Below are 19273 nucleotides of genomic sequence, written 5' to 3'. Positions count from 1 at the left end.
GGGCGTCTCCTTACTTGAACGCGTAGCGGTAGGTCAGCATGACCTGACGCGGGGCGGCCGCCGTATAGGTGATCACGCCGCTGGTGTCTTTCTTGACCTCTGCCGCGTAGCGGCGATCGGTCAGGTTGTCGAGGTTGAGCATGAGGGCGTGCTGGCCCTTTTCGTAGCCCACCGACAGGTTCATGACCCAGTTCCAGCCGCTGTATTTTTCCGAATTTGCGTTGTCGAGGTAATACTCGCCCCAGCTGTTGGCGGCCAGGCGGGCGCGCCAACCGGTGGGCGACTTCCAGCCGATGAAGGTGCCGTACTGCTGCTTCGGAACAAAGGGCAGCTGGTTGCCGGCTCGGTCCTGGTTGGTGGTCGTCATTCCGACCCGCACAGGCTCGCTGAAGCTGTCGTAGGTGTAGTCCGAGTAGGCGTAGTGGCCGCCAAACTCGAAGCCATGGCCGAGCTGCACGCTAGCGGACAACTCTGCACCCTTCTTGTCGGTCTTGCCGGCGTTGGCATATTCCGTGGTGCCACCGGTGTTGATCTGAACGATCTCGTCTTTCACTTTGGTGAAGTAGACGCTGGCATCAAACTGCCAGTCCTGGCTACGCCCCTTCAGGCCGAACTCGATGTTGCGCGACACCGGTGCCTGGAGATCCGGGTTGCTGGATATCTCACCTGTTGAGGGTATCTGTCCCGCTTGGGCAATCACGCCGAAGGCGGTCAGCTGCGGCGTGAGTTTGTAGCTGATGGCGAGCTTAGGCGCGGGCAGCCGGAAGGTCTTGTCGGTCTTCTGGATACCGCTGCCGGTGACGTATTTTCCGGTGCTGTAGTTATAGCTCCGGAGCTCGTTGGCAGTCTCTTCGATATGAATCACGTCATAGCGTAAGCCGACGTCGACAATCCAGTCTTTGGCCGGTCGCCAGGATTCCTGGGCATACAGGGCGGTCAGCAGACTGCTGCCTTTGTCGATTTCGGCCAGATCGCCCTTTGCGTCCGATAGTGTCGCGAGGATGCGCCCGGTGCCGGAGGTGCGTACATCGCGATACTCGTATTTGCGGGAATCGGGGATGTTTTCCTTGCGCACGGTCAGGCCGCCGACCAGCGTGCCGCCGGTGTGGCGCCAGTTCATTTCCAGGTCGGTACCGATGTTGGAGACCCATTCGGCGGTCTCGTTGATGATGCCGGTGACGGGGTGGTTGTGATACCAGGTGTTGTAGTAGAAGCGCGGCTTGAACGTGACATCACCGCGCTCGATCTCCAGGCGGCTGTTGAAGAACCAGACTTTCGAATACCGTCCCGAGTGCTCCCAGGCGCTGGAGGTGCCGGTTTGGCGGCCAGTATCGCGGAAGCTTTTGAATTGGGTGGCGTCCATGCCGCCGGGGAGCTGCATGTTGGCCTCTGCGTAGGACAGCTCGCTCTCCAGCACATCCTGATCATTGAGCATCCAGCCATGCTTGAGCGACACCTGGGTGGTGTCGAACTCGTTCCAGGCGCGCCAGTCGTTTTCCATCGTGCGGTGCGTGGCGGTGACGGCGAAGGCATGTTTCTCGCCCACCACACCATGCCGCAGGTGGTAGTTCTGGGTGCCCATGTTGCCCAGGCCGATGCGCGCCGAGTTGCCCCCGGTGTCGAAGACGGACTTGGAGATGATCTGGATTGCACCGCCAGCGCTCCCCGCAGCGAACAGGTTGCCCGGCCCCTTGGCGATCTCGATGCGCTCGATGTCCTGCGTGTCGATGAAGTCCAGACGGGTAAAGCTGTCGGGGTCGGTCATCGGCACACCGTCACGCAGCACCATGATTTCGCGGATGCCGTAGGGGGCCTTGAGGCCCGCACCACGGATGATCAACCGCGCATCAAAGCCCCCGTTTTTGCTGTCGATCAACACGCCTGGGACTTCCTGCAGTGCCTCTTTGATGTTGAACATCTTCTTTTGTTCGAGCGTGGCTTTGCCGACCACGGCGATCGATTGAGGGACGTCTGCGGTCGGGCGCTCCTCACGGGTTGCGGTGACGCTGACCTCGTCCATCATGGGCGCGTTTGACGTGTTGTCGGCCCAGACCCCGGGAGACATCAGGGCTATGGCGGCTGCCAGCGTGTTAAGGCGGAAGGGATGATGCATGGAAAACCTCGTCTTTTCAGATGTGAAATGGCGTGCGTATCCGCATGGCGTGTTGCTGACCATGGGGCGGCGAAATGTGGCTGTGGTGCGGGTTTAGGCGGTGCGGGAAGCCGTTGGGGCGAGTCTGTATTACCAGTTCGCGGTGTGTTTCGCGTACCGGGCCCGGGCTGTCAGCACCGAAAAATCAGGATATGACCGGCGGAGCGCGCACTGGATGGCGCGCCTGGTAGGACGATGTGTCGCGATGCGTTTGGCGCGGAAGCGCTTGGCTCATCACCTGTGTGTCTATGGCCGCCAGCCAGGGGAGAGGTCCCGGCGCAATGTCCGACTGTGTCGAGTGCAGGCAGAAGGGGCAGGAGGTGTGCGGTGTCGGCGCTTCGCTGGGGGCGTCGGCCGGGGTGTCCGCGGCGACCTGGACGATGCCGCGGTCGGTACAGATTTCGATGAACATGGCTGCTGACGTGCCCATGCCTGAGTGGGGCATCAGGCTGCTTATCAAGCCATTGCTCAATACCGCCAGGCAGAGCACCCAGCGGATCCAGCAAGCGCAGCGGATAGCGAAGTTCATGGCCGCGAAATCTACCACTTGCGGCTTAGGTGAAGCGCAAAACCTGCTTGCAAAATAGGCGATTGCGACGACGTGTCGCAGCGCTGTGGTAATGCAGCGACCTGTGGTGAACGCACATCGGGCAGCGCAGTGCGCTGCCCGATGTGCTTGATGCGAAAGCCCCGGTGGTGGGGCTGGCCTCAGTCGTCGTTCATGAAGCCCAGCAGGTGCAACAGGCTGGTGAAGAGGTTGAAGATCGACACGAACAGCGTGACGGTGGCCATGATGTAGTTGGTTTCACCGCCGTGAATGATGTTGGAGGTCTCATACAGGATGAGGCCGGACATCAGCAGCACGAAGGCGGCCGAGACGGTCAGCGACAGGGCCGGGATGCTGAAGAAGATCGCGCCCAGGCCGGCCAGGAAGGCCACGAGGATGCCCACCATCAAGAAGCCGCCCATGAAGGAAAAGTCCTTGCGGGTGGTCAGTGCGTAGCCCGACAGACCAAGGAAGATGGCGCCGGTGGCGGCCATGGCGGTCATGACGGTTTGTGTGCCGTTGGGCATGTTCAGGTAGTGGCTGATGATCGGACCCAGGGTGTAGCCCATGAAGCCGGTCAGCGCGAACACGGCGACGATGCCGCCGGCGCTGTTGCGCAGTTTGGTGGTCAGGAACAGCAGGCCGAAGTAGCCGACCAGGGTGATGATCATGCCCGGGTGCGGCAGGGCCAGCGCCATCGACACGCCGGCAGTCAGGGCCGAGAACAGCAGCGTGACCGACAGCAGCATGTAGGTGTTGCGGATGACCTTGTTGGTCGCCAGAACCGAGCTTTGCTGGCCGCGACCGACGTCGGTGGGGAAGGGGGAAGTGCGGTTCATGGTGCGCTCCGTATGGTTTCTGATGTTTGTTGCCGGCTGGCGGGTCGCCCGAAGCGAATCCTCGCTCAAAAGCCGTTTCTACGCGTTGCAGTGTAGTCGTAGTGTTTGGTACGAACAAATCGAATAAAGTTCATGCGTTGTTAGAAAAATCCGAGGTGTTGGTGACATGGCTACACTCAACTACAAGCATTTGCGCTACTTCTGGATGGTCGCCAAGGCCGGCAGCATTGCCCGCGCCAGTGAGCAGCTGCATCTGACGCCGCAGTCGATCAGCGGTCAGATCACGGCGTTTGAAGAGCGGCTGGGGGTGGCGTTGTTTCAACGTACCGGGCGACGCCTGGTGGTGACCGAGGCGGGCCAGCGCATCCTGCGTTACGCGGAGGAGATCTTCGCGCTCGGCGATGAGTTGCTCGATGTGTTGCACGATGCCCATGCTGCGCAGGCGCCGCCGTTTCGGGTCGGTATTGCCGACTCCGTGCCCAAGCAGATGGCCTACCGGCTGGTGGCGCCGACCCTGACGCTGGATGCGCCGGTGCGGCTGGTGTGTCGCGAGGGGCGATTGGCGCCGCTGTTGGCGGAGCTGTCGGTGCATCACCTCGACATGGTGATTGCTGACCGACCCATGCCGGCGCGTTACAACGTGCGCGCCTACAGCCACTTGCTGGGTGAGAGTCGGTTGACGGTGATGGCGACGTCGGCGCTGCTCGCCAAATTTGCCGGCGACTTCCCGCGCTGTCTGGACGAGGCGCCGTTCTTGCTGCCTGGCGAAGACGTGGCGGTGCGCGTGCCGCTGATGCAGTGGTTCGAGGCTGAGCGCTTGCGTCCGCAAATTGTGGGCGAGTTTGACGATAGCGCGCTGCTCAAGGCCTTTGGCGGTGCGGGAGCAGGATTCTTTTGTGCGCCGAGCGCGGTGGTGCCCGATGTGCAGGCGCAGTACGGCGTGGCGGCGGTGGGCGAGATTCCGGGGCTGACCGAACAAACCTACGGTATCACCACCGAGCGCAAGCTGACCCATCCGGCGATTGTGGCCATCAGTGCCGCCACCCAGCCGGCGGGGGCCATCGCCCCCGTGCGTAAAAAGCGTCGGGGTGGCTGAGCGCGGGTTTCGTGCGGCCGGCGCCGCGGTTATGCTGGCGGCGATCGCCTGTGTCGCCGGACCGTCGCCATGCCAAAGTTTGCCGCCAACCTGACCCTGCTGTTCAACGAGCATGCCTTTCTCGATCGCTTTGCCGCCGCGGCGGATGCGGGCTTTGAAGGCGTCGAGTACCTGTTTCCCTACGCCTGGCCTGCCGCACAGCTGGCCGAGGCGCTGCAGGCCAACACGCTGGTGCAGGCGCTGCACAATCTGCCGCCGGGCGACTGGGACGCCGGCGAGCGGGGCATTGCCTGTCATCCGGAGCGCGTGGGGGAGTTTCAGGACGGCGTGGGGCGCGGCGTCGAGTACGCGCGGGCGCTGGGCTGCCCACAGCTCAACTGCCTGGCGGGGATTTCGCCCGAGGGTGTGGACCCCGAGCGCGCGCTGACGACCTTTGTCGACAACCTGCGCTTCGCTGCCAGCGCCTTGAAAGCGGCGGGGCTGAGGCTGTTGATCGAGCCGATCAATAGCTTTGACATCCCCGGTTTTTTTCTCAATCGCACCGAGCAGGCCGCGCAGATCGTCGCGGCGGTTGGCGCCGACAATCTGTTCATCCAGTACGACATCTACCATGCGCAGCGCATGGAGGGCGAGCTGGCCAACACAATGTCGCGCTATCTGCCCATGATCGGTCACATGCAACTGGCCGATACGCCGGGGCGGCATGAGCCGGGCACAGGCGAGATCAACTTTCCCTTTTTGTTCCGGCACATCGATGCGCTCGGCTACACGGGCTGGATCGGTTGCGAGTACAAGCCGATCGCCGACACGCTGAGCGGATTGGGCTGGCGGCCAGCGGAGTGATTGTGCCTGCATCTGTCATGCGGGCGCGCTAAACTCTGCGCTTTCAGTGACGGGACGCGCCGGCCTCATTCGCCGGCCGCATGCCACATGACTTCATTGCGCTTTCTCGCTCTGTGCGCCCTGCTGCCTCTGGCTGCACAGGCCGCCGAACTGACCACTCGGCCGCTGTCCGAACTGGCGGTGTATCCAGTCTATCGCGTCAATGCCACGGCCAATGCGCTGGATGAGGCCCAGCTGGGCATGGCGGTGTCGGGGCGCATCAAGACGCTGCCCGTGCGCGTCGGCGAAACCGTCAAGCGCGGATCGACCTTGCTGGCGCTGGATGACCGCGAACACCGCATCGAGCGCGATCGCGCCAAGGCGCAGGTGGCCCTGGTGGCCAGTCAGCTGCGCTTGGCCGAATCCCAGCTGGCGCAGAACCGGGCGCTGGCCAAACGCGAGTTCCTGAGCGCGGACGCCTTGCGGGTGAAGGAAACCGAGCTGGCGGTGCGCAAAAACGAACTCGCCGCCACCCGGCAACAGCTCGCCGCGGCCGAACTGGCGCTGTCGCGCACAAGCTTGACCGCGCCTTTTGATGGCGTGGTCAAGTCCCGGCTGGCCAGCGTGGGCGATTACGTCTCGCCCGGCGCGCCGGTACTGGTGCTGGCCGCGACGGCCACGCCTGAGGTGCGGGCGAGTGTGCCGGTGTCGCAGATTGCCAGCGTACGCGCGGCCAAGGCCTGGGTGCTCGATGCCGCCGGGCTCGAGGTGCCGCTGGCGCTCCAGCGGGTATCGCCGCTGGTCGACCGCGTGGCCCAGGCGCAGGACGTGATCTTTGCGCCGTCCGGCCCGATGCCGATTGGTCTGGCGGGCGAAGTGCGCTGGCAGGGCGAACGGCCGATGCTGCCGCCGGCCTATGTGCAAAAGCGCGACGGCGTCTTCGGCGTGTATGTCATGACCGGCGATGCGCCGGTCTTCCGCGCCTTGCCCGAGGCCCAGCAGGGGAGGCCGGTGTTGGTGCCGACCGACTGGCCGGCGACGCTGCCGGTGGTCGATGAAGGCCGCTTCCAGATCGGTCTCAAGCCGGTCGGGGCGATGCAGTGATGGGCTTTTACCGCCGCCTGATCGACAACCACCCGCTGGCCAACATCGCCTTTGCGCTGGTGCTGGTCGGTGGCGCGCTGACCTATGTGTTGATGCCGCGGGCGCAAGACCCGGAGATCAATTTCAACTGGGTAAACATCACCACGGTCTTGCCGGGGGCGTCGGCCGAAGACGTGGAGCAGGAGCTCACCTCGCCGCTCGAAGACGCCATCGCGCAGGTGAAGGACATCAAGTATGTGTCTTCATCCAGCCGCGAGAACCTGTCGTCGATCCTGGTGCGTTTCAACGAATTGTCGGAGCGCGAGTTCGACAAGCGTATCGCCGACCTGCGCCGCGAAATCCAGAACAAGGCCTCGGACGAGTTGCCCGAGGAGGCGACCGACCCGCAAGTGGTGGAGATCACCACCTCCAATGGCTTTCCGACCGCGATTCTGGCGGTGTATGGTCCAGCGCTGGATGAGCGCCTGCGCCGCGCGGCCTTCGACCTCAAGAAAGACCTCGAACGCCTGCCCGGCGTAGACAAGGTGATCGCCGCCGGTCTGGACGATCCGGAATTGCATGTCGATTTCGACCCGGCGGCGCTGGCCGCGCGTGGGCTGTCGCCGGTGCAGGTGTCCGATTCGGTGCTTGGCTGGTTCCGCAATACGCTGGGCGGCCGGGTGCGCGTGCAGGACCGCGAATGGCTGGTGCGCCTCGAAGGCAAGACCGATGACCCCGACACCCTCGCCGCCACAGCGCTGATCACGCCGCAGGGCCGCGTCGCGCTGGGTGAGGTGGCTGAGGTCAGTCGCGGGCACGAGCGCACCACGCAGCGGGTCAGCGTGCACGGTCAGCCGGCGGTGATGTTGTCGGTAACCAAGCAGAGCCGCGTCAATACCCTGTCGCTGGTCGAAGAGCTGCGCGCCTTCGCCACGGCGCGCAACCCGTTGCTCGAGAGCCAGGGCGTGCAACTGGTGATGCTTGACGACCAGACCGACATGACCCGCAACGCAATCGGCATCATGGAATCCAATGCGTTGCTCGGGCTGATTGCGGTGCTGGTGATGTGCTGGGCGTTTCTCGGTCCACGCATGGCACTACTGGTCGGGGTCGGCGTGCCGTTTTCGCTGGCAGGCACATTTTTGGTGGTCAATGGCATCGGATCGACGCTCAACCTCACCGTGCTGCTCGGCGTGGTGATTGCGCTGGGCATGCTGGTGGACGACGCCGTGGTGGTGGTTGAAGCCATCTACTACCGCATGCAGCGTGGCGAGCCGGCGCGCGAGGCGGTGATCAACGGCGTGCTCGAAGTGGCGGCGCCGGTGACCAGCGCAGTGCTCACCACCATGGCCGCCTTTTTGCCGCTGATGTTGCTGCCGGGCATTCTTGGCAAGTTCATGTTTGTGGTGCCCTTTGTCGTCACTGTGGCACTTGGTGTCAGTCTGTTTGAAGCCTTCTGGATCTTGCCCACCCACGTGTTGAGCATCCGCCCCAAAGCCGGCGGGGGCCAGAGTGCTGGCCAGGCGCGGCGGGTACGCTTCACCCATTGGGTGCGGCTGCGCTACTCGCGCGCGCTGATCCGCGTCATGCGCTGGCCCAAGCTGGCGTTGCTGGTGGTCTTGCTGACCGTGGTCGGCGCGGGTGCGATGGTGGGCAGCGGGGTGGTCAAGCAGCAGTTCTTTGCTTTTGACTCGATGCGGCTCTTCTATGTGAACGTCGACATGCCCGCCGGCATGGCGCTGGAGCGCACGCTCAGTCAGGCCGACAAGGTGGCAGATACCATCCGCGAGCAGCTCGATCCGGCCGAGATGCGCACTGTGACCGCCTACGCCGGCCTCAAATTTACCGAAACCGAACCGCTTTACGGCGACCAGTACGGTCAGGTGCTGGTGTCGCTGGCGCCGCGCCAGACTGATGGCGCCTTCACCGGCGAGATTATCGAGCGCCTGCGCGACGCGGTGATGGCGCACACGGGCGAGGCCAAGCTGTCGTTTCTTGAGATGAAGGGCGGGCCGCCGTCGGGCAAGCCGATCAGCGTCAAGGTGAAGGCAGACGACTATGCCACACTGCGCGCCGCGTCGGATGCGCTCAAGGCCGAGGTGGCGAAAATCGCCGGCGTGAAGGACCTGACCGACGACGACGTGCCCGGCCGCACCGAAATGCGCCTCACGCTCGACCGCGAAAAACTCGCCCGCGCCGGCGTGCAGCCGGCCACCGTGGCGCGCTTGCTGCGCCTGTATGGCGAGGGCGAAACGCTGGCCAGCGTTCGGGTCGATGGCGAAAAGGTCGATCTCATCGTGCGCGCCCAGCCGCAGACGCTGAGCGACATCGATGCGCTGCTCCAGCGCACCGTGCCGCTCGACGACGGCCGGCAAGTGCAACTGGGCGAGCTGGTCGACGCACAGATGCGCATCTCCAAGGGCTACATCCGCCACTACCAGCTGCGCCGGGCGATCACCGTCGAGGCCGATCTGGCGCCCGACACCACCGACACGGTGACCGCCAACAACCGGCTCAAGGCCGCCTGGGCCGAACTGCAACCGCGCTTCCCGACCGTGGCGCTGGATTTCTCCGGCGAGCTCGACGACATCCAGGAGAGTCTGGATTCGATGGTCAAGCTGTTCACCTTCGGCCTCGGCCTGATCTACCTGATCCTCGCCACCCAGTTCAAGAGCTACTGGCAGCCGATCCTGATCCTGGTGACCGTACCGCTGGCCTTCACCGGCGTGGTGCTCGGCCTGTTCGTGTCGGGCAACCCGATGTCGCTCTATACCCTGTATGGCGTGATTGCGCTGACCGGCATCGCGGTCAACAGCGCCATCGTGCTCATCGACGCGGCCAATGAACGGCTGCGCAAGGGCATGAGCGTGCTGCACGCCGCGGTGTATGCCGCGCGGCGGCGCGTGGTGCCGATTCTCATCACCACCACCACCACCATCGGCGGCCTGTTCTCGCTGGCCGTCGGCCTGGGCGGCAAGTCGCTGATGTGGGGGCCGGTGGCGGCCAGCATCGTGTGGGGCCTGGGCTTTTCGACCGTGCTCACCTTGTTTGCCGTGCCGTTGCTGTACCGCTTGGTGATGCGCGCGCCGAAGCCGTCGGTCGATCTGGATCAAGGCCCGGCGGCGCTGATGGCGTAGCATGCAGCGCATGTGGCGCCGACTCGTCATCCTGTTGCTTATCCTGGCTCTCCCGCTGCCGTCCCTGGCGGGCTGGGGCGGTGTCTGCACGGACGCCGCGCCTACCGCGCACGTCATGGCGGATATGGGCGATGCGGCCGACGCGCCGTGTTGCCCTGATGCTGGCGCGTTCAGCGAGTGCGCTCAGGGCGATTGCGCCACCGCGGGCATGCACTTTGCCTTGCCTGTCGCGCGAGCCGACCTGAGTGCTCGCGCGCATGTGCTGAGCGCCACGCCGATGCCGGGCTTCGCCTCGGTGACGGTGCCCCGCCACGACCGCCCCCCCATCCTCACCACCTGAATCCGATCCGGTTGGCGCGTAAATCGCGCTGTAGTGTTTGTCGAGATTTAGGAAGTTCCCGCATGAAAACAATTGGACTGGCCGTGCTGGCCAGCGCAGCGCTCATCGCCTGTGGCGATCCGCCGGTGTCAGCCCCCATGTCTGCATCGCTGACACAGGGCGCGACACTCTACGCCGCCCAGTGCGCCAGCTGTCATGGCGCAAAAGGCGAGGGCCAGCCGGACTGGCGCGAGCGCAAACCCGATGGCCGTCTGCCGGCCCCGCCGCACGACGCCAGCGGCCACACCTGGCATCACCCGATGGAGATGCTCGTGCAGATGACCCGCGACGGCTTGGTGCCGCCGCTGGCGCCGGAGGGCTACCAGAGCGACATGCCGGCCTTTGGCCACATCCTGTCGGACGACGAGATCCGCGCCGTGCTCGCCTACATCGAGAGTCAGTGGCCCGATGAGGTGAAACGAATGCGCGCCGAACGATTCAAACCCCAGACGAGCGGGCGCTGAGCGCGCCTGCCGAACAAGGAACCGAACATGAACACCATTCAGATGTTTCGCCAACTGGCGCTGGTCGCCGCGGTCTCGATGAGTGCTGGCACGGCCTGGGCCGAGCTGCCCGAAGCGACCATGTACAAGGACCCCAACTGCGGCTGCTGCAGCAAGTGGGCCGAACACATGCGCGCCGCCGGCTTCTCGGTCAAGGAAGTCCCCAGCCAGGCGATGGGGCGCATCAAGTCGCAGCTGGGCGTCCCCGAGGCGCTTGGCTCCTGCCACACCGCACGGATCGGCAACTATGTCATCGAAGGCCATGTGCCGGCCGCCGACGTCAAGCGGCTGCTGGCCGAACAACCCGCCGGCGCTCGCGGCCTGTCCGCCCCCGGCATGCCGATGGGTTCGCCGGGCATGGAAGGTGGCACCCCTGACCGCTATGATGTGGTGCAGTTCAACGCCGATGGCGGCGAGACCGTGTTCGCGCGTCATTGAGCGAGCATTCGAGGAGGCATGGCCATGAAATCGTTCTGCCGGACGCTGGTACTGGCCGCGGCGCTCGCCGCGGCCCCGGTGCACGCCCAGGAGGCCGGCTCGGTCACTGGCGACAAGGCCACCGACATGGCGGTCGATCTCGTGGTGGTGCGTCCGCTCGGCTTTGTCGGCGCTGTGATCGGCACGGTCGGCTTCGTGCTGGCCTTGCCGTTTACCGTACCCAGCGGCTCGGTGGGTGAAACCGCCGAGGCGTGGATCGGCGAGCCGCTGGAATACACCTTCAACCGGCCGCTGGGCAATTTCGACCAGTGCGGGGCGGATCGGCATCCCTGCGGGAATTCGCCGTAACGGCGTGGAGGCTGAGCTACGCCTTGACCGAGTTCGTTCAGGTTGTGTGTTGCCGTTCTTGGGGCGGTGTTGCCTTCGGCGAGGGGGCGTTGGCCGGGTCTCGCCCCGGCGGGCGACCTCCTTTCTTGCACGCGCAAGAAAGGAGGCAAAGAAGGCGCCCCGCTGTGCCGCCGGCTTCGCCGGTGCTCTCTCTACGCCCGACGCCGGCGGGTCGTGTCGCAAACTCGCCCTGCGGGCTCAAACAGCGACACGACAATTCCCGCCGTCGCCGCGCTCCGTTCGGCGGCACAGAAGGGGAAGGCATTGCGGGCTCGGCTTCGCCATCGCCCGCGGGGTGCCGTAGGGTGGGGGCCTTCCCGCCCACCATCGTGCCTCACCACAAGCGCTACTTGGTGGGCAGCGGAGCTGACCACCCTACGAAGATGCCTCGGTCGTAAAGTCAGGCACCATCGCCCCGCCCTCTGCCGCGCCAACCGGAGGATGGGGCGGGCGGAAAAGGGGCTTCGCATGTTTGAGCCCGCAGGGCGAGTTTGCGAAGCACCCCGCCCGACGCGTCCGCAGGGCGGGAACCCCCGCAGGGGGCGCAGAAGCGGGCTGTGCTTCTTTGCCTAGCTTTCTTGCACAAGCAAGAAAGTAGGTCGCCCGCCGGGGCGAGACCCGGCCAACGCTCGCTACTCGAAGCCTCGCCCCGCGGAATCGGGCAAAGCGCACCCCAGCGCCGCCCGGATGCCGCAAGCCGCGTCGCGTCTACAGCAGGCCGATCGCCACCAGCCCGGCAAAGGCAAAGAAAAGTGCCAGATGGCTGACCCCTTCGATGGCGTTGGTTTCGCCATTGTGCAGGTTGTTCATGACGGCGAGCATGGTCAGCAGCAGCATGCCGCCCTGCATCGGGGTCAGCGCCATGACGATGCGGTCGTCGGTGAGCAGGGCGATGCCCTCGATCACCGGCAAGGTCAGCAGCACCGTGGCGAGCGAGGCGCCGAGGGCGATGTTGACCGTGGTCTGCATGCGGTTGGCCGCGGCGGCGCGGGCGGCGGTGAGGATCTCCGGGCTGGCCGAGAGCAGGGCCACCAGCACGGCGGGCAGGCTCTTGGGCAGGTCGCTGCCGGCCAGGCCGGCGTCGAGCAGTACGGAGAGCACTTCGGACAGCAGGCCGACCAGGACGATGGCGCCAACCATGATCGCCACATGCAGCCACGAGGGGCTGTGCGCGGTGTCGTGGGCCTCTTCATCCACCGCGGCGACATGTTCGAAGAAGGTGCGGTGCTCGACGGTCTGCAGGCGCAGGAAGGCGGCGTACATCAGCACCATGGTGCCGACGCTGAACAGCGAATAGGCTTTCCAGTGCTCGTCGGGCACGAAGTCGGGGATGAACATGCCGATGCCGATGGCGACAATCAGCATGGCCATGAAGGAGTTGGCCGAGTCGAGGTTGTAGCGCGTGGTGCCGTGCTTGAGGCCGCCGATGATGGCGGCAATGCCCAGGATGCCGTTGATGTCGAGCATCAGCGCGGCGAACACGGTGTCGCGCGCCAGCGTGGGGTTGGGGGCGCCTTGCAGCAGCACGACGAGGATGACCACCTCGACCGACACCGCGGCGATGGTCAGAATCAGCGTGCCGTAGGGCTCGCCCCAGCGCACTGCCAGCACCTCGGCGTGGTGGCTGATGCGGAAGGCGACGCCGATGATGGCGGCGAGGATGAGTCCGAGCAGTCCCCACAGCATGAAGCCACCGTGCTCGATGGCACCATGTTCGAGGGCGATGCCGATGGCGAGTACGGCGCCGGCAACAAAGATGGGGGTTTCGGCCTTGAGGGCGAGTCGCATGGCAATGGGATGTCGGGCAGAAAGGAGTTCGATTGTGCCTTGCCACCGCGCATGAAACCACCCGCAACATGTGACGATTCGCGAATTCTCGGCCGGTGCGTGTTTTGTGCGCGGGCTGCGGTGGAGGGCATGTCGCTTAAAAAATCAAGACCCAATGCGAGGCCGAAGGCGACATCGGCGTCGCGGGGCAAAGCGCTGGTGGGTGGTTAAAATGCTGCGATGATGCCGGTTCGTGTCGGCGAGACGAGGAGAGTGGTTTGTGATTACGCGAGTGGTGTGTCGGGGAGACAAGATCGAGGCCGTGGGGCCGACGATCGAGATCGTGCTCAAGGAGCTGGCGCGGCGCATTTGCGAGCGCGACAGCGCGCTGGATGGCGTGCTTGAGCAGATCGTGGTGGCCGATGACCTTCCCGCGGCACTGGTGTCGCTGGGCGAAGCGCCCGCGCCGGCGGGGGCGATCGTGCCGACCGTCGCCCGCACGCTTTACCTCGATGCCGGCCCGGTGCTGGTGCTCGAAGGCGCGCAGGTGGTGGCGGCGCTGGGCAGTGAGGTGGATGCCATGGCGCGCTTTGTTCATTTGCTGCACGGCGAACTGTGGCGCGTGCGGCTGCATCTGGACGCACTGGCGGCAGGCCAGGCGGGCTTGGGCGCCTGGCGCGATTCTGTGTTCGACAGCCAGCTGCGGCCGGTGGTGGAGGCCATGCGCGGCGAGTACGCGGTGAGTCGGCGCACGGTCTGGTCCTTGCCCAACGATGCCGATCTGATGCTCAAGCATTTGCTGGACGTGATCGATGCGCTGCCCGCGGCAACGGCCGACGATGTGGCGACCGGCGCCGCCGATCTGGATGGTCTGTTTCTGCGCAGTCTCGGGCGCATTGCCCATCTGGTGCAGACCGCCGCCCATGTTCAGGGCTATCTGGCTGGGCTGGAGCGGGGCGTGGACGCGATCAGTACCGAGATGGGCGAGGCGATCCGGGGCAGCTTTTTTGGCCCGCATTGGGCGGCGCTGGAGGGGCAGCTCAACGCCCTGTTTTGTGCCAGCGAACCGGCCGCCGTTGAAGCGGCACGCAGCGAGATTCAGCACACGCTGCAGGCGGTGTTCGGCAGCCTTGGTCTGCAACTGCGCCGCGCCGAGGATGGCGGCGTGTGGCTGGCGCCGGGCGTGGCGGGCTAAGGCGTGAATCGCCGCTTTCTGGCCGGCGCCCGGTCCGGGTTCCGCATCTTTCTGCCGCTGTCGATCGGCCTGATTCCGTGGGCGCTGGTCACCGGCGTGGCGCTGACCTCGGCCGGGCTGAGCGTGGTTGAGGCCATGGGCATGAACCTGATGGTCTATGCCGGTGTGGCCCAGATTGCCACCTTGCCGCTGATTGTGGCCGGGGCGCCGCTGTGGCTGATCGGGCTGACAGCGCTGGCGCTCAACCTGCGCTTTCTGATTTTCAGCGCCGCCATTGCCAAGGGTTTCCACGACGTGCCGCTCAAGCTCCGCATTCCGTCGGGCTATCTGCTGATCGACGGGGTGTTTGCGGTGTGTACCGAACGCATGCTGTCGGTGCGCGACCGGCATTGGCGCTTCGGATATTTTCTGGGGCCGTCGCTGTGGGGCTGGGGCCTGTGGCAGTGCTTTGTGCTGACCGGTGTGCTCGGTGCGGGGGCTTTGCCACAGGACTGGTCGCTGGAGTTCATGGCGACCATCGCGCTGATGGTGATTCTGGTGCCCTTGTCAAAGAACCGGGCCATGTTGGTGGCCGCGCTGGTGGGGGGCGCGTCTTCGGTACTGTTGCGCGGCATGCCGCTCAAGCTGGGCGTGATCGTGGCGATCGTGATCGGCATTATTGCCGGTTTTGTGGCCGGCCGAGTGCTGCCTGAGCGCAAGGAGGCATGATGGATGGTATCTGGTTGTGGATCAGTTTTGCCCTGGTGTCGATGGCGACCCATCTCCCGCGCGGCAGTTTCATCGTGCTCGGGCAGCGGGCGAGCCTGCCGCCGGCGGTGCAGGGCGCGCTGCGCTATGCGCCGGCTGCGGCGCTGGCGGCAATCGTGGCACCCAGTGTTTTTGTGGTGGACGGCGCGGTGCAGCCCTTCAACCCCAAGTTCGCCGCGGCGGTGGTGGTATTGATGATCGCGCTGCGCTGGAAGAACCCGTGGTTGCCGTTCATCATCGGCATGGGCGTGCTGCTTGGCTTGCGCAAGGGGTTGGGGTTCTGAGGCGCCCAGAGCTGCGACACCTTGTCCGGGCCTCCGCTTACGGCTCGTGAGCAGTGCCAATCGGCGCAACAGTCGGGGCGAGTTACCCTAACGTCAAGCGTCTAGGCTGGCGCATGTTCGCTGTCCAGAGGGGAGTCCGGCCATGCAGTCCGCTACTCTGCCTGCCAACGAGGCTCATCGGCGCTGGGCGCTACGCCAATACGATGTGCTCGATTTGGCGCGAGAGGCGCTGTTCGACGAGGTGACCTCCTTGGCTGCGTGTGTGCGAGGCGCCGATTGCGCTGATCTCTTTGGTCGATACTCGCGTAAGTGGTTCAAGGCCTGTGTGGGGCTGGAGGCCTTGGAGACGGCGCGCAGCGTTTCGTTTTGCGCGCACGCCATTCTCCAGCCGTGTGTTTTCATTGTTCCCGACACGCTGGCCGCCCCGCGTTTTGCTGACAACCCGCTGGTCACCGGGCCGCCGAATATCCGCTTCTATGCGGGGACGCCCTTGTTCACCGCCGAGGGCCATGGCCTCGGGACCTTGTGCGTGATCGACACCAAGCCGCGCGAGCTCAGCGAGATGCAGAAAGATGCGCTGTAGTTGATGCGCAACCCTGCGCTCAGATTGTTTGACGTCCGCCTCAAGACGCGTGAGCTGGTGGAGCTCAAGCAGGCGCTCGATGCCTACAGTTATGCCGTGTCGCACGACCTGCGGGCGCCGGTGCGCGCGGTGGCGGGTTTCAGCCATTTGCTGCGCGCCGAGCACGGCGACAAGCTCGACGAAGACGGTCTCGAGCTGATCTCCGACGTGGAAGATGCGGCCAAGCGTATGGCGCGGCTGATTGATGATTTGCTGTATCTGTCGCGCGCCGTGCGCGCGCCGATCTCCAAGGCGTCAGTCAATTTGTCCGCGCTGGTGGATGAGTCCGTCGCGCGTTGCCGGCGCGACAATCCGGACTCGGCACTGACCGTGAGCACTCAGCCCGACATGCGCGTCCGGGGCGATCCGCGTCTGATCCGGCTGGCGCTCGACAAGCTGATCGGCAACGCCTGGAAGTTCAGCGCCAACGCGGATACGCCGCACGTCGATATCGGCGGCGAAACCACCGGCGATGGCACGCGCTTTTTCGTCCGGGACAACGGCGTGGGATTTGACATGCTTTACGCGGGCAAGCTGTTTGAGCCCGAGGTCCAGCGCGGCGCCTGCTTCTACGTCACCTTGCAGGTGGATTCGCCGCAAGAAGGCGGCGAACATGCGGATTAGTCCGTCGCTGGCGTGCGCTCGGCATCCGGCTGCTGGATGGGCAAGGTGACGTGAAAGGTCGTCCCTTCGCCGGGCGTGGAGTCGATGTCGATGCGGCCGTGGTGATTCTGAACGATACCGTAAGACAGTGACAATCCCAGCCCGGTGCCTTTGCCGACCCCCTTGGTGGTGAAAAAAGGCTCGAAGATGCGCGCCTTGACGGCCTCCGGGATGCCGCAGCCAGTGTCGGCAATGCTGATCCGCACATGCTCGGCATCGGGCTGCGAGGTGGTGATCGTGATGGTGCCCGGCGCTTCGATGGCATGGGCAGCATTGACCAGCAGGTTCATGAACACCTGGTTGAGCTGCGAGGGCATGCACTGAATGGCCGGGATCTCGGCGTAGTGGCGCGCCACGCTGGCCTTGTATTTGACCTCGTTGTTCACCACGTTCAGGGTGCTTTCGATACCCTTGACGATATTGGCCCACACCCATTCCTGGGTTTGATCGGCATGCGAGAAGTCTTTCAGGTCGGCGACGATCTTGCGTACGCGTGAGGCGCCTTCCTCGCTCTCGCGCAGCAGCGCCGGCAGGTCTTCCTTGAGGAAGTCGAAGTCGACTTCCTGCTTGAGCTTTTGCACGGCGAGCAGCGCGGGGTCGTCGGGTGCGCGACCCGCTTCGAGCGCCTCGAAACTGTCGAACAGGCGGAGCAGATCATCGAGATAGCCGCCCAGGCTGGTGATGTTGGAGAGCACATAGCCGATCGGATTGTTGATTTCGTGCGCCACGCCGGCGGCGAGCTGACCGATGGAGGCCAGCTTTTCGGACTGCACGAGCTGTTCCTGCGCATCGTGAAGCTGGCAGTTGAGCTCGGTGAGTTCGATATAGCGCTTGAGTAGCTCCTGTTCGGCGGTCTCGCGCTGGTCGATGTCTTCGGCGAGCCGGGCATTGGCCTCGGCGAGCTCACGGGTGCGGTCCGCGACGATCAGTTCGAGGCGTTCGTTGGTCAGGGCCAACGCGTTTTCGGCGGCCTTGCGCTCGGTAATGTCTTGCAGGGTTTCGATGGCGCCGATGATGCTGCCGTCAGCGCCACGCAGGGGCGCGGCCAGGAAGTAGATCCAGCGGCCGGATTCGCCGAGGCTGGGATAGAAGCCCTCGGCCTCGATAGCGTCGGGCGTGTGGGTTGAGCGCTGCCAGCAGCCCGGGTAGAAGCGTTCGAGCGTGTCGGCGTCGGCATGGTCGAGGATCATGTCAGCCATGACCGGGCGGGGGGCATCGAAGAAGGCGCGCCAGGGGTCGCGGGTGCCAATCAGGCGCTGGGCCGTCATGCCGGAAATGCGTTCGCAGGCCAGATTCCAGTGAGTGACGCGATGCTCGGTGTCGAGGATGAAGGCGGCAATGGGCAGCTCGCGGATGATCTGATCGAGCACGGCGCGTGTCGATGGGTCGTGTGTCGGCGCGGCGTTGGTACGCTCGATGAAGACATGCAGCACCTGCGGTCCGGCCGCGTCTTCGAGCCGGCGCGCGCGAACTTCAAAGTGGCGTACAGCACACGGGGGCTGGCCGGTGGTGATGTCAACCGGTGCCGCGTCGCGACCCGCCAGGCAGGCTTCGCCTTGCTGGCGCAGTCGCTCGGCGCTGTTGGCATCGTCGAGCGCATGAAAGGGACGGTCATACAAGGCGGAGAGCGTGCAGCCCAATTGCTCGGCCAGTGTGGCGTCGGCCCATACGGGGTGCTCGCCCCGGTGCAGCAAGGTGCCATGGCCGGCCAGCGCGAGGGCGTCGCACCAGAGCTCGGTCGGCGGCGATGGGCGGAGGGCGGCGACCCCGTCAGGCATCGGCTTCAAGCACGTTCGCCAAGGCGTCGGCCTCGGCGATCACCGCCGCCAGCGCGGCGGTGTCGGGTAGAGGCGTGTCGCCCATTGCGCAGGCAATCCACGGCGCCAGGGTGGCCGGAGGGAAGTCTTCCGTGCCGTCGAGCGGGATGTCTGCCAGCTGGTCGGCCAGGCCAATCAAAGCGCACAGGGGCGGCAAGGTGTCAGGCGGCTGGTGGTGACGGCCGGCCGCTTCGCACAGGGCCTCGGGAAACTTCCAGTGACGCAACAGGATCTGCCCGGCCTCTGCGTGGTCGGTGCCAAAGGCGGCGCGCTCGGCGATGGTGTCGCTATGCAGAATCCAGTCGCTTGTCGTGCCGTGTTCTGGCGTTTGGACGGGCTCGGTCTGGGCCAGCAAGATTTTTCCGACGTCGTGGAGAATGCCGGCCGTGAAGGCTTCTTCGCCTGCCGATCCGGTTTTTTCGGCCAGCAGCCGGGCGAGCATGGCGCAGCGGGTGCTGTGCCGTAACAAATGCCCCATCGATGCGCGCAGCGCGGGCGGCAGGTGCATCAGCTGGGCTGAACCGACCGCCAGCGCCAGCATGCGCAGCGCCCGGAAGCCGAGGATGGCGATCGCATCGTGGACCGTGGAAATACGCTTGCTGAGGCCGTAGAACGGCGAATTGGCGACTTTGAGCGTACGCAAGCTGAGTGTCAGGTCGGACGCGATGGTGTCGGCAATGCTGCGGGCGTCGACATCGGTGCGGGAAAACAGCGCCAGCAGGTCGGTCATGACCTTGGGTGGCGGCGGGAGCTGCTCGGCGTTGCGGACGATTTGTTCAGCGCTCAGGGACATGG

At 65.0% G+C, this 19273-nt stretch carries 19 protein-coding genes; 13 read left to right on the top strand and 6 right to left on the bottom strand.

The genetic code is table 11. The features are described 5' to 3' along the window. Positions 1-10: 10 nt before the first annotated feature. From FHP91_RS18890 to FHP91_RS18880, 3 genes are all read right to left on the bottom strand, one after another. The gene (locus FHP91_RS18890) at positions 11-2113 is read right to left on the bottom strand and encodes a TonB-dependent receptor (RefSeq protein WP_144311052.1); all 2103 of its coding nucleotides are present in this window, start codon (positions 2111-2113) and stop codon (positions 11-13) included. A gap of 184 nt (positions 2114-2297) precedes the next feature. Then, positions 2298-2681, bottom strand: coding sequence for a DUF2946 family protein (locus FHP91_RS18885; RefSeq protein WP_144311051.1), 384 nt, complete (start codon positions 2679-2681; stop codon positions 2298-2300). Between the two features lie 179 nt (positions 2682-2860). Then, entirely contained in the window at positions 2861-3538 is a 678-nt protein-coding gene (locus tag FHP91_RS18880; RefSeq protein WP_144311050.1) for a Bax inhibitor-1/YccA family protein, read from the bottom strand. Between the two features lie 166 nt (positions 3539-3704). On the opposite strand from FHP91_RS18880, the gene nhaR reads away from it, so the two are divergent. From nhaR to FHP91_RS18840, 8 genes are all read left to right on the top strand, one after another. Beyond that, positions 3705-4634 carry a transcriptional activator NhaR gene (gene nhaR, locus FHP91_RS18875; RefSeq protein ID WP_144311049.1) on the top strand — a complete coding sequence of 310 codons (930 nt, stop codon included), beginning with the start codon at positions 3705-3707 and terminating at the stop codon, positions 4632-4634. A gap of 69 nt (positions 4635-4703) precedes the next feature. Beyond that, positions 4704-5477: a hydroxypyruvate isomerase gene (gene hyi / locus FHP91_RS18870; protein ID WP_144311048.1), complete on the top strand. Its 774-nt coding sequence runs from the start codon at positions 4704-4706 to the stop codon at positions 5475-5477. An 87-nt stretch (positions 5478-5564) separates the two neighbouring features. Then, positions 5565-6560: an efflux RND transporter periplasmic adaptor subunit gene (locus FHP91_RS18865; RefSeq protein ID WP_144311047.1), complete on the top strand. Its 996-nt coding sequence runs from the start codon at positions 5565-5567 to the stop codon at positions 6558-6560. Continuing rightward, a complete protein-coding gene (locus tag FHP91_RS18860) occupies positions 6560-9676 on the top strand; it encodes an efflux RND transporter permease subunit (protein ID WP_144311046.1) in 3117 nt (1038 codons plus the stop codon). Before FHP91_RS18865 ends, FHP91_RS18860 begins: the two co-directional genes overlap by 1 nt. Positions 9677-9686: 10 nt before the next feature. Continuing rightward, the gene (locus FHP91_RS18855) at positions 9687-10016 is read left to right on the top strand and encodes a hypothetical protein (RefSeq protein ID WP_144311045.1); all 330 of its coding nucleotides are present in this window, start codon (positions 9687-9689) and stop codon (positions 10014-10016) included. Positions 10017-10078: 62 nt separating this feature from the next. Continuing rightward, on the top strand, positions 10079-10519 hold the full coding sequence (locus FHP91_RS18850; protein WP_144311044.1) for a c-type cytochrome: 441 nt from the start codon (positions 10079-10081) through the stop codon (positions 10517-10519). Between the two features lie 27 nt (positions 10520-10546). Further along, positions 10547-10996, top strand: coding sequence for a DUF411 domain-containing protein (locus tag FHP91_RS18845; RefSeq protein ID WP_144311043.1), 450 nt, complete (start codon positions 10547-10549; stop codon positions 10994-10996). Between the two features lie 24 nt (positions 10997-11020). After that, the gene (locus FHP91_RS18840) at positions 11021-11344 is read left to right on the top strand and encodes a hypothetical protein (RefSeq protein ID WP_144311042.1); all 324 of its coding nucleotides are present in this window, start codon (positions 11021-11023) and stop codon (positions 11342-11344) included. 747 nt (positions 11345-12091) lie between these two features. Here FHP91_RS18840 and FHP91_RS18835 read toward each other — a convergent pair. Continuing rightward, positions 12092-13171, bottom strand: coding sequence for a calcium:proton antiporter (locus FHP91_RS18835; RefSeq protein WP_144311041.1), 1080 nt, complete (start codon positions 13169-13171; stop codon positions 12092-12094). A 259-nt stretch (positions 13172-13430) separates the two neighbouring features. Here FHP91_RS18835 and FHP91_RS18830 point away from each other — a divergent pair, with 259 nt between their 5' ends. The 5 genes from FHP91_RS18830 to FHP91_RS18810 all read left to right on the top strand — a co-directional run bounded on the left by FHP91_RS18830 (position 13431) and on the right by FHP91_RS18810 (position 16622). Then, positions 13431-14345, top strand: coding sequence for a hypothetical protein (locus FHP91_RS18830; protein WP_144311040.1), 915 nt, complete (start codon positions 13431-13433; stop codon positions 14343-14345). Positions 14346-14348: 3 nt separating this feature from the next. Continuing rightward, the gene (locus tag FHP91_RS18825; RefSeq protein ID WP_144311039.1) at positions 14349-15053 is read left to right on the top strand and encodes an AzlC family ABC transporter permease; all 705 of its coding nucleotides are present in this window, start codon (positions 14349-14351) and stop codon (positions 15051-15053) included. Further along, the gene (locus FHP91_RS18820) at positions 15053-15376 is read left to right on the top strand and encodes an AzlD domain-containing protein (RefSeq protein ID WP_313791163.1); all 324 of its coding nucleotides are present in this window, start codon (positions 15053-15055) and stop codon (positions 15374-15376) included. Before FHP91_RS18825 ends, FHP91_RS18820 begins: the two co-directional genes overlap by 1 nt. Positions 15377-15518: 142 nt before the next feature. Further along, a complete protein-coding gene (locus FHP91_RS18815; protein WP_144311038.1) occupies positions 15519-15959 on the top strand; it encodes a GAF domain-containing protein in 441 nt (146 codons plus the stop codon). 3 nt (positions 15960-15962) lie between these two features. Beyond that, positions 15963-16622: a sensor histidine kinase gene (locus FHP91_RS18810; protein WP_144311037.1), complete on the top strand. Its 660-nt coding sequence runs from the start codon at positions 15963-15965 to the stop codon at positions 16620-16622. Here FHP91_RS18810 and FHP91_RS18805 read toward each other — a convergent pair. Next, positions 16619-18439: an ATP-binding protein gene (locus FHP91_RS18805; protein WP_144311100.1), complete on the bottom strand. Its 1821-nt coding sequence runs from the start codon at positions 18437-18439 to the stop codon at positions 16619-16621. The genes FHP91_RS18810 and FHP91_RS18805 overlap by 4 nt on opposite strands. Continuing rightward, complete coding sequence (locus FHP91_RS18800; RefSeq protein ID WP_144179197.1) at positions 18432-19271, bottom strand: HDOD domain-containing protein; 840 nt, start codon at positions 19269-19271, stop codon at positions 18432-18434. Before FHP91_RS18800 ends, FHP91_RS18805 begins: the two co-directional genes overlap by 8 nt. Positions 19272-19273 lie beyond the last annotated feature (2 nt).

The sequence above is a fragment of the Denitromonas halophila genome, assembly GCF_007625155.1.
GTDB classification, from domain to species: domain Bacteria; phylum Pseudomonadota; class Gammaproteobacteria; order Burkholderiales; family Rhodocyclaceae; genus Nitrogeniibacter; species Nitrogeniibacter halophilus.
The sequence above is the reverse complement of the archived record's forward strand: the minus strand, read 5'-3'. Positions and strand labels throughout refer to the sequence as shown.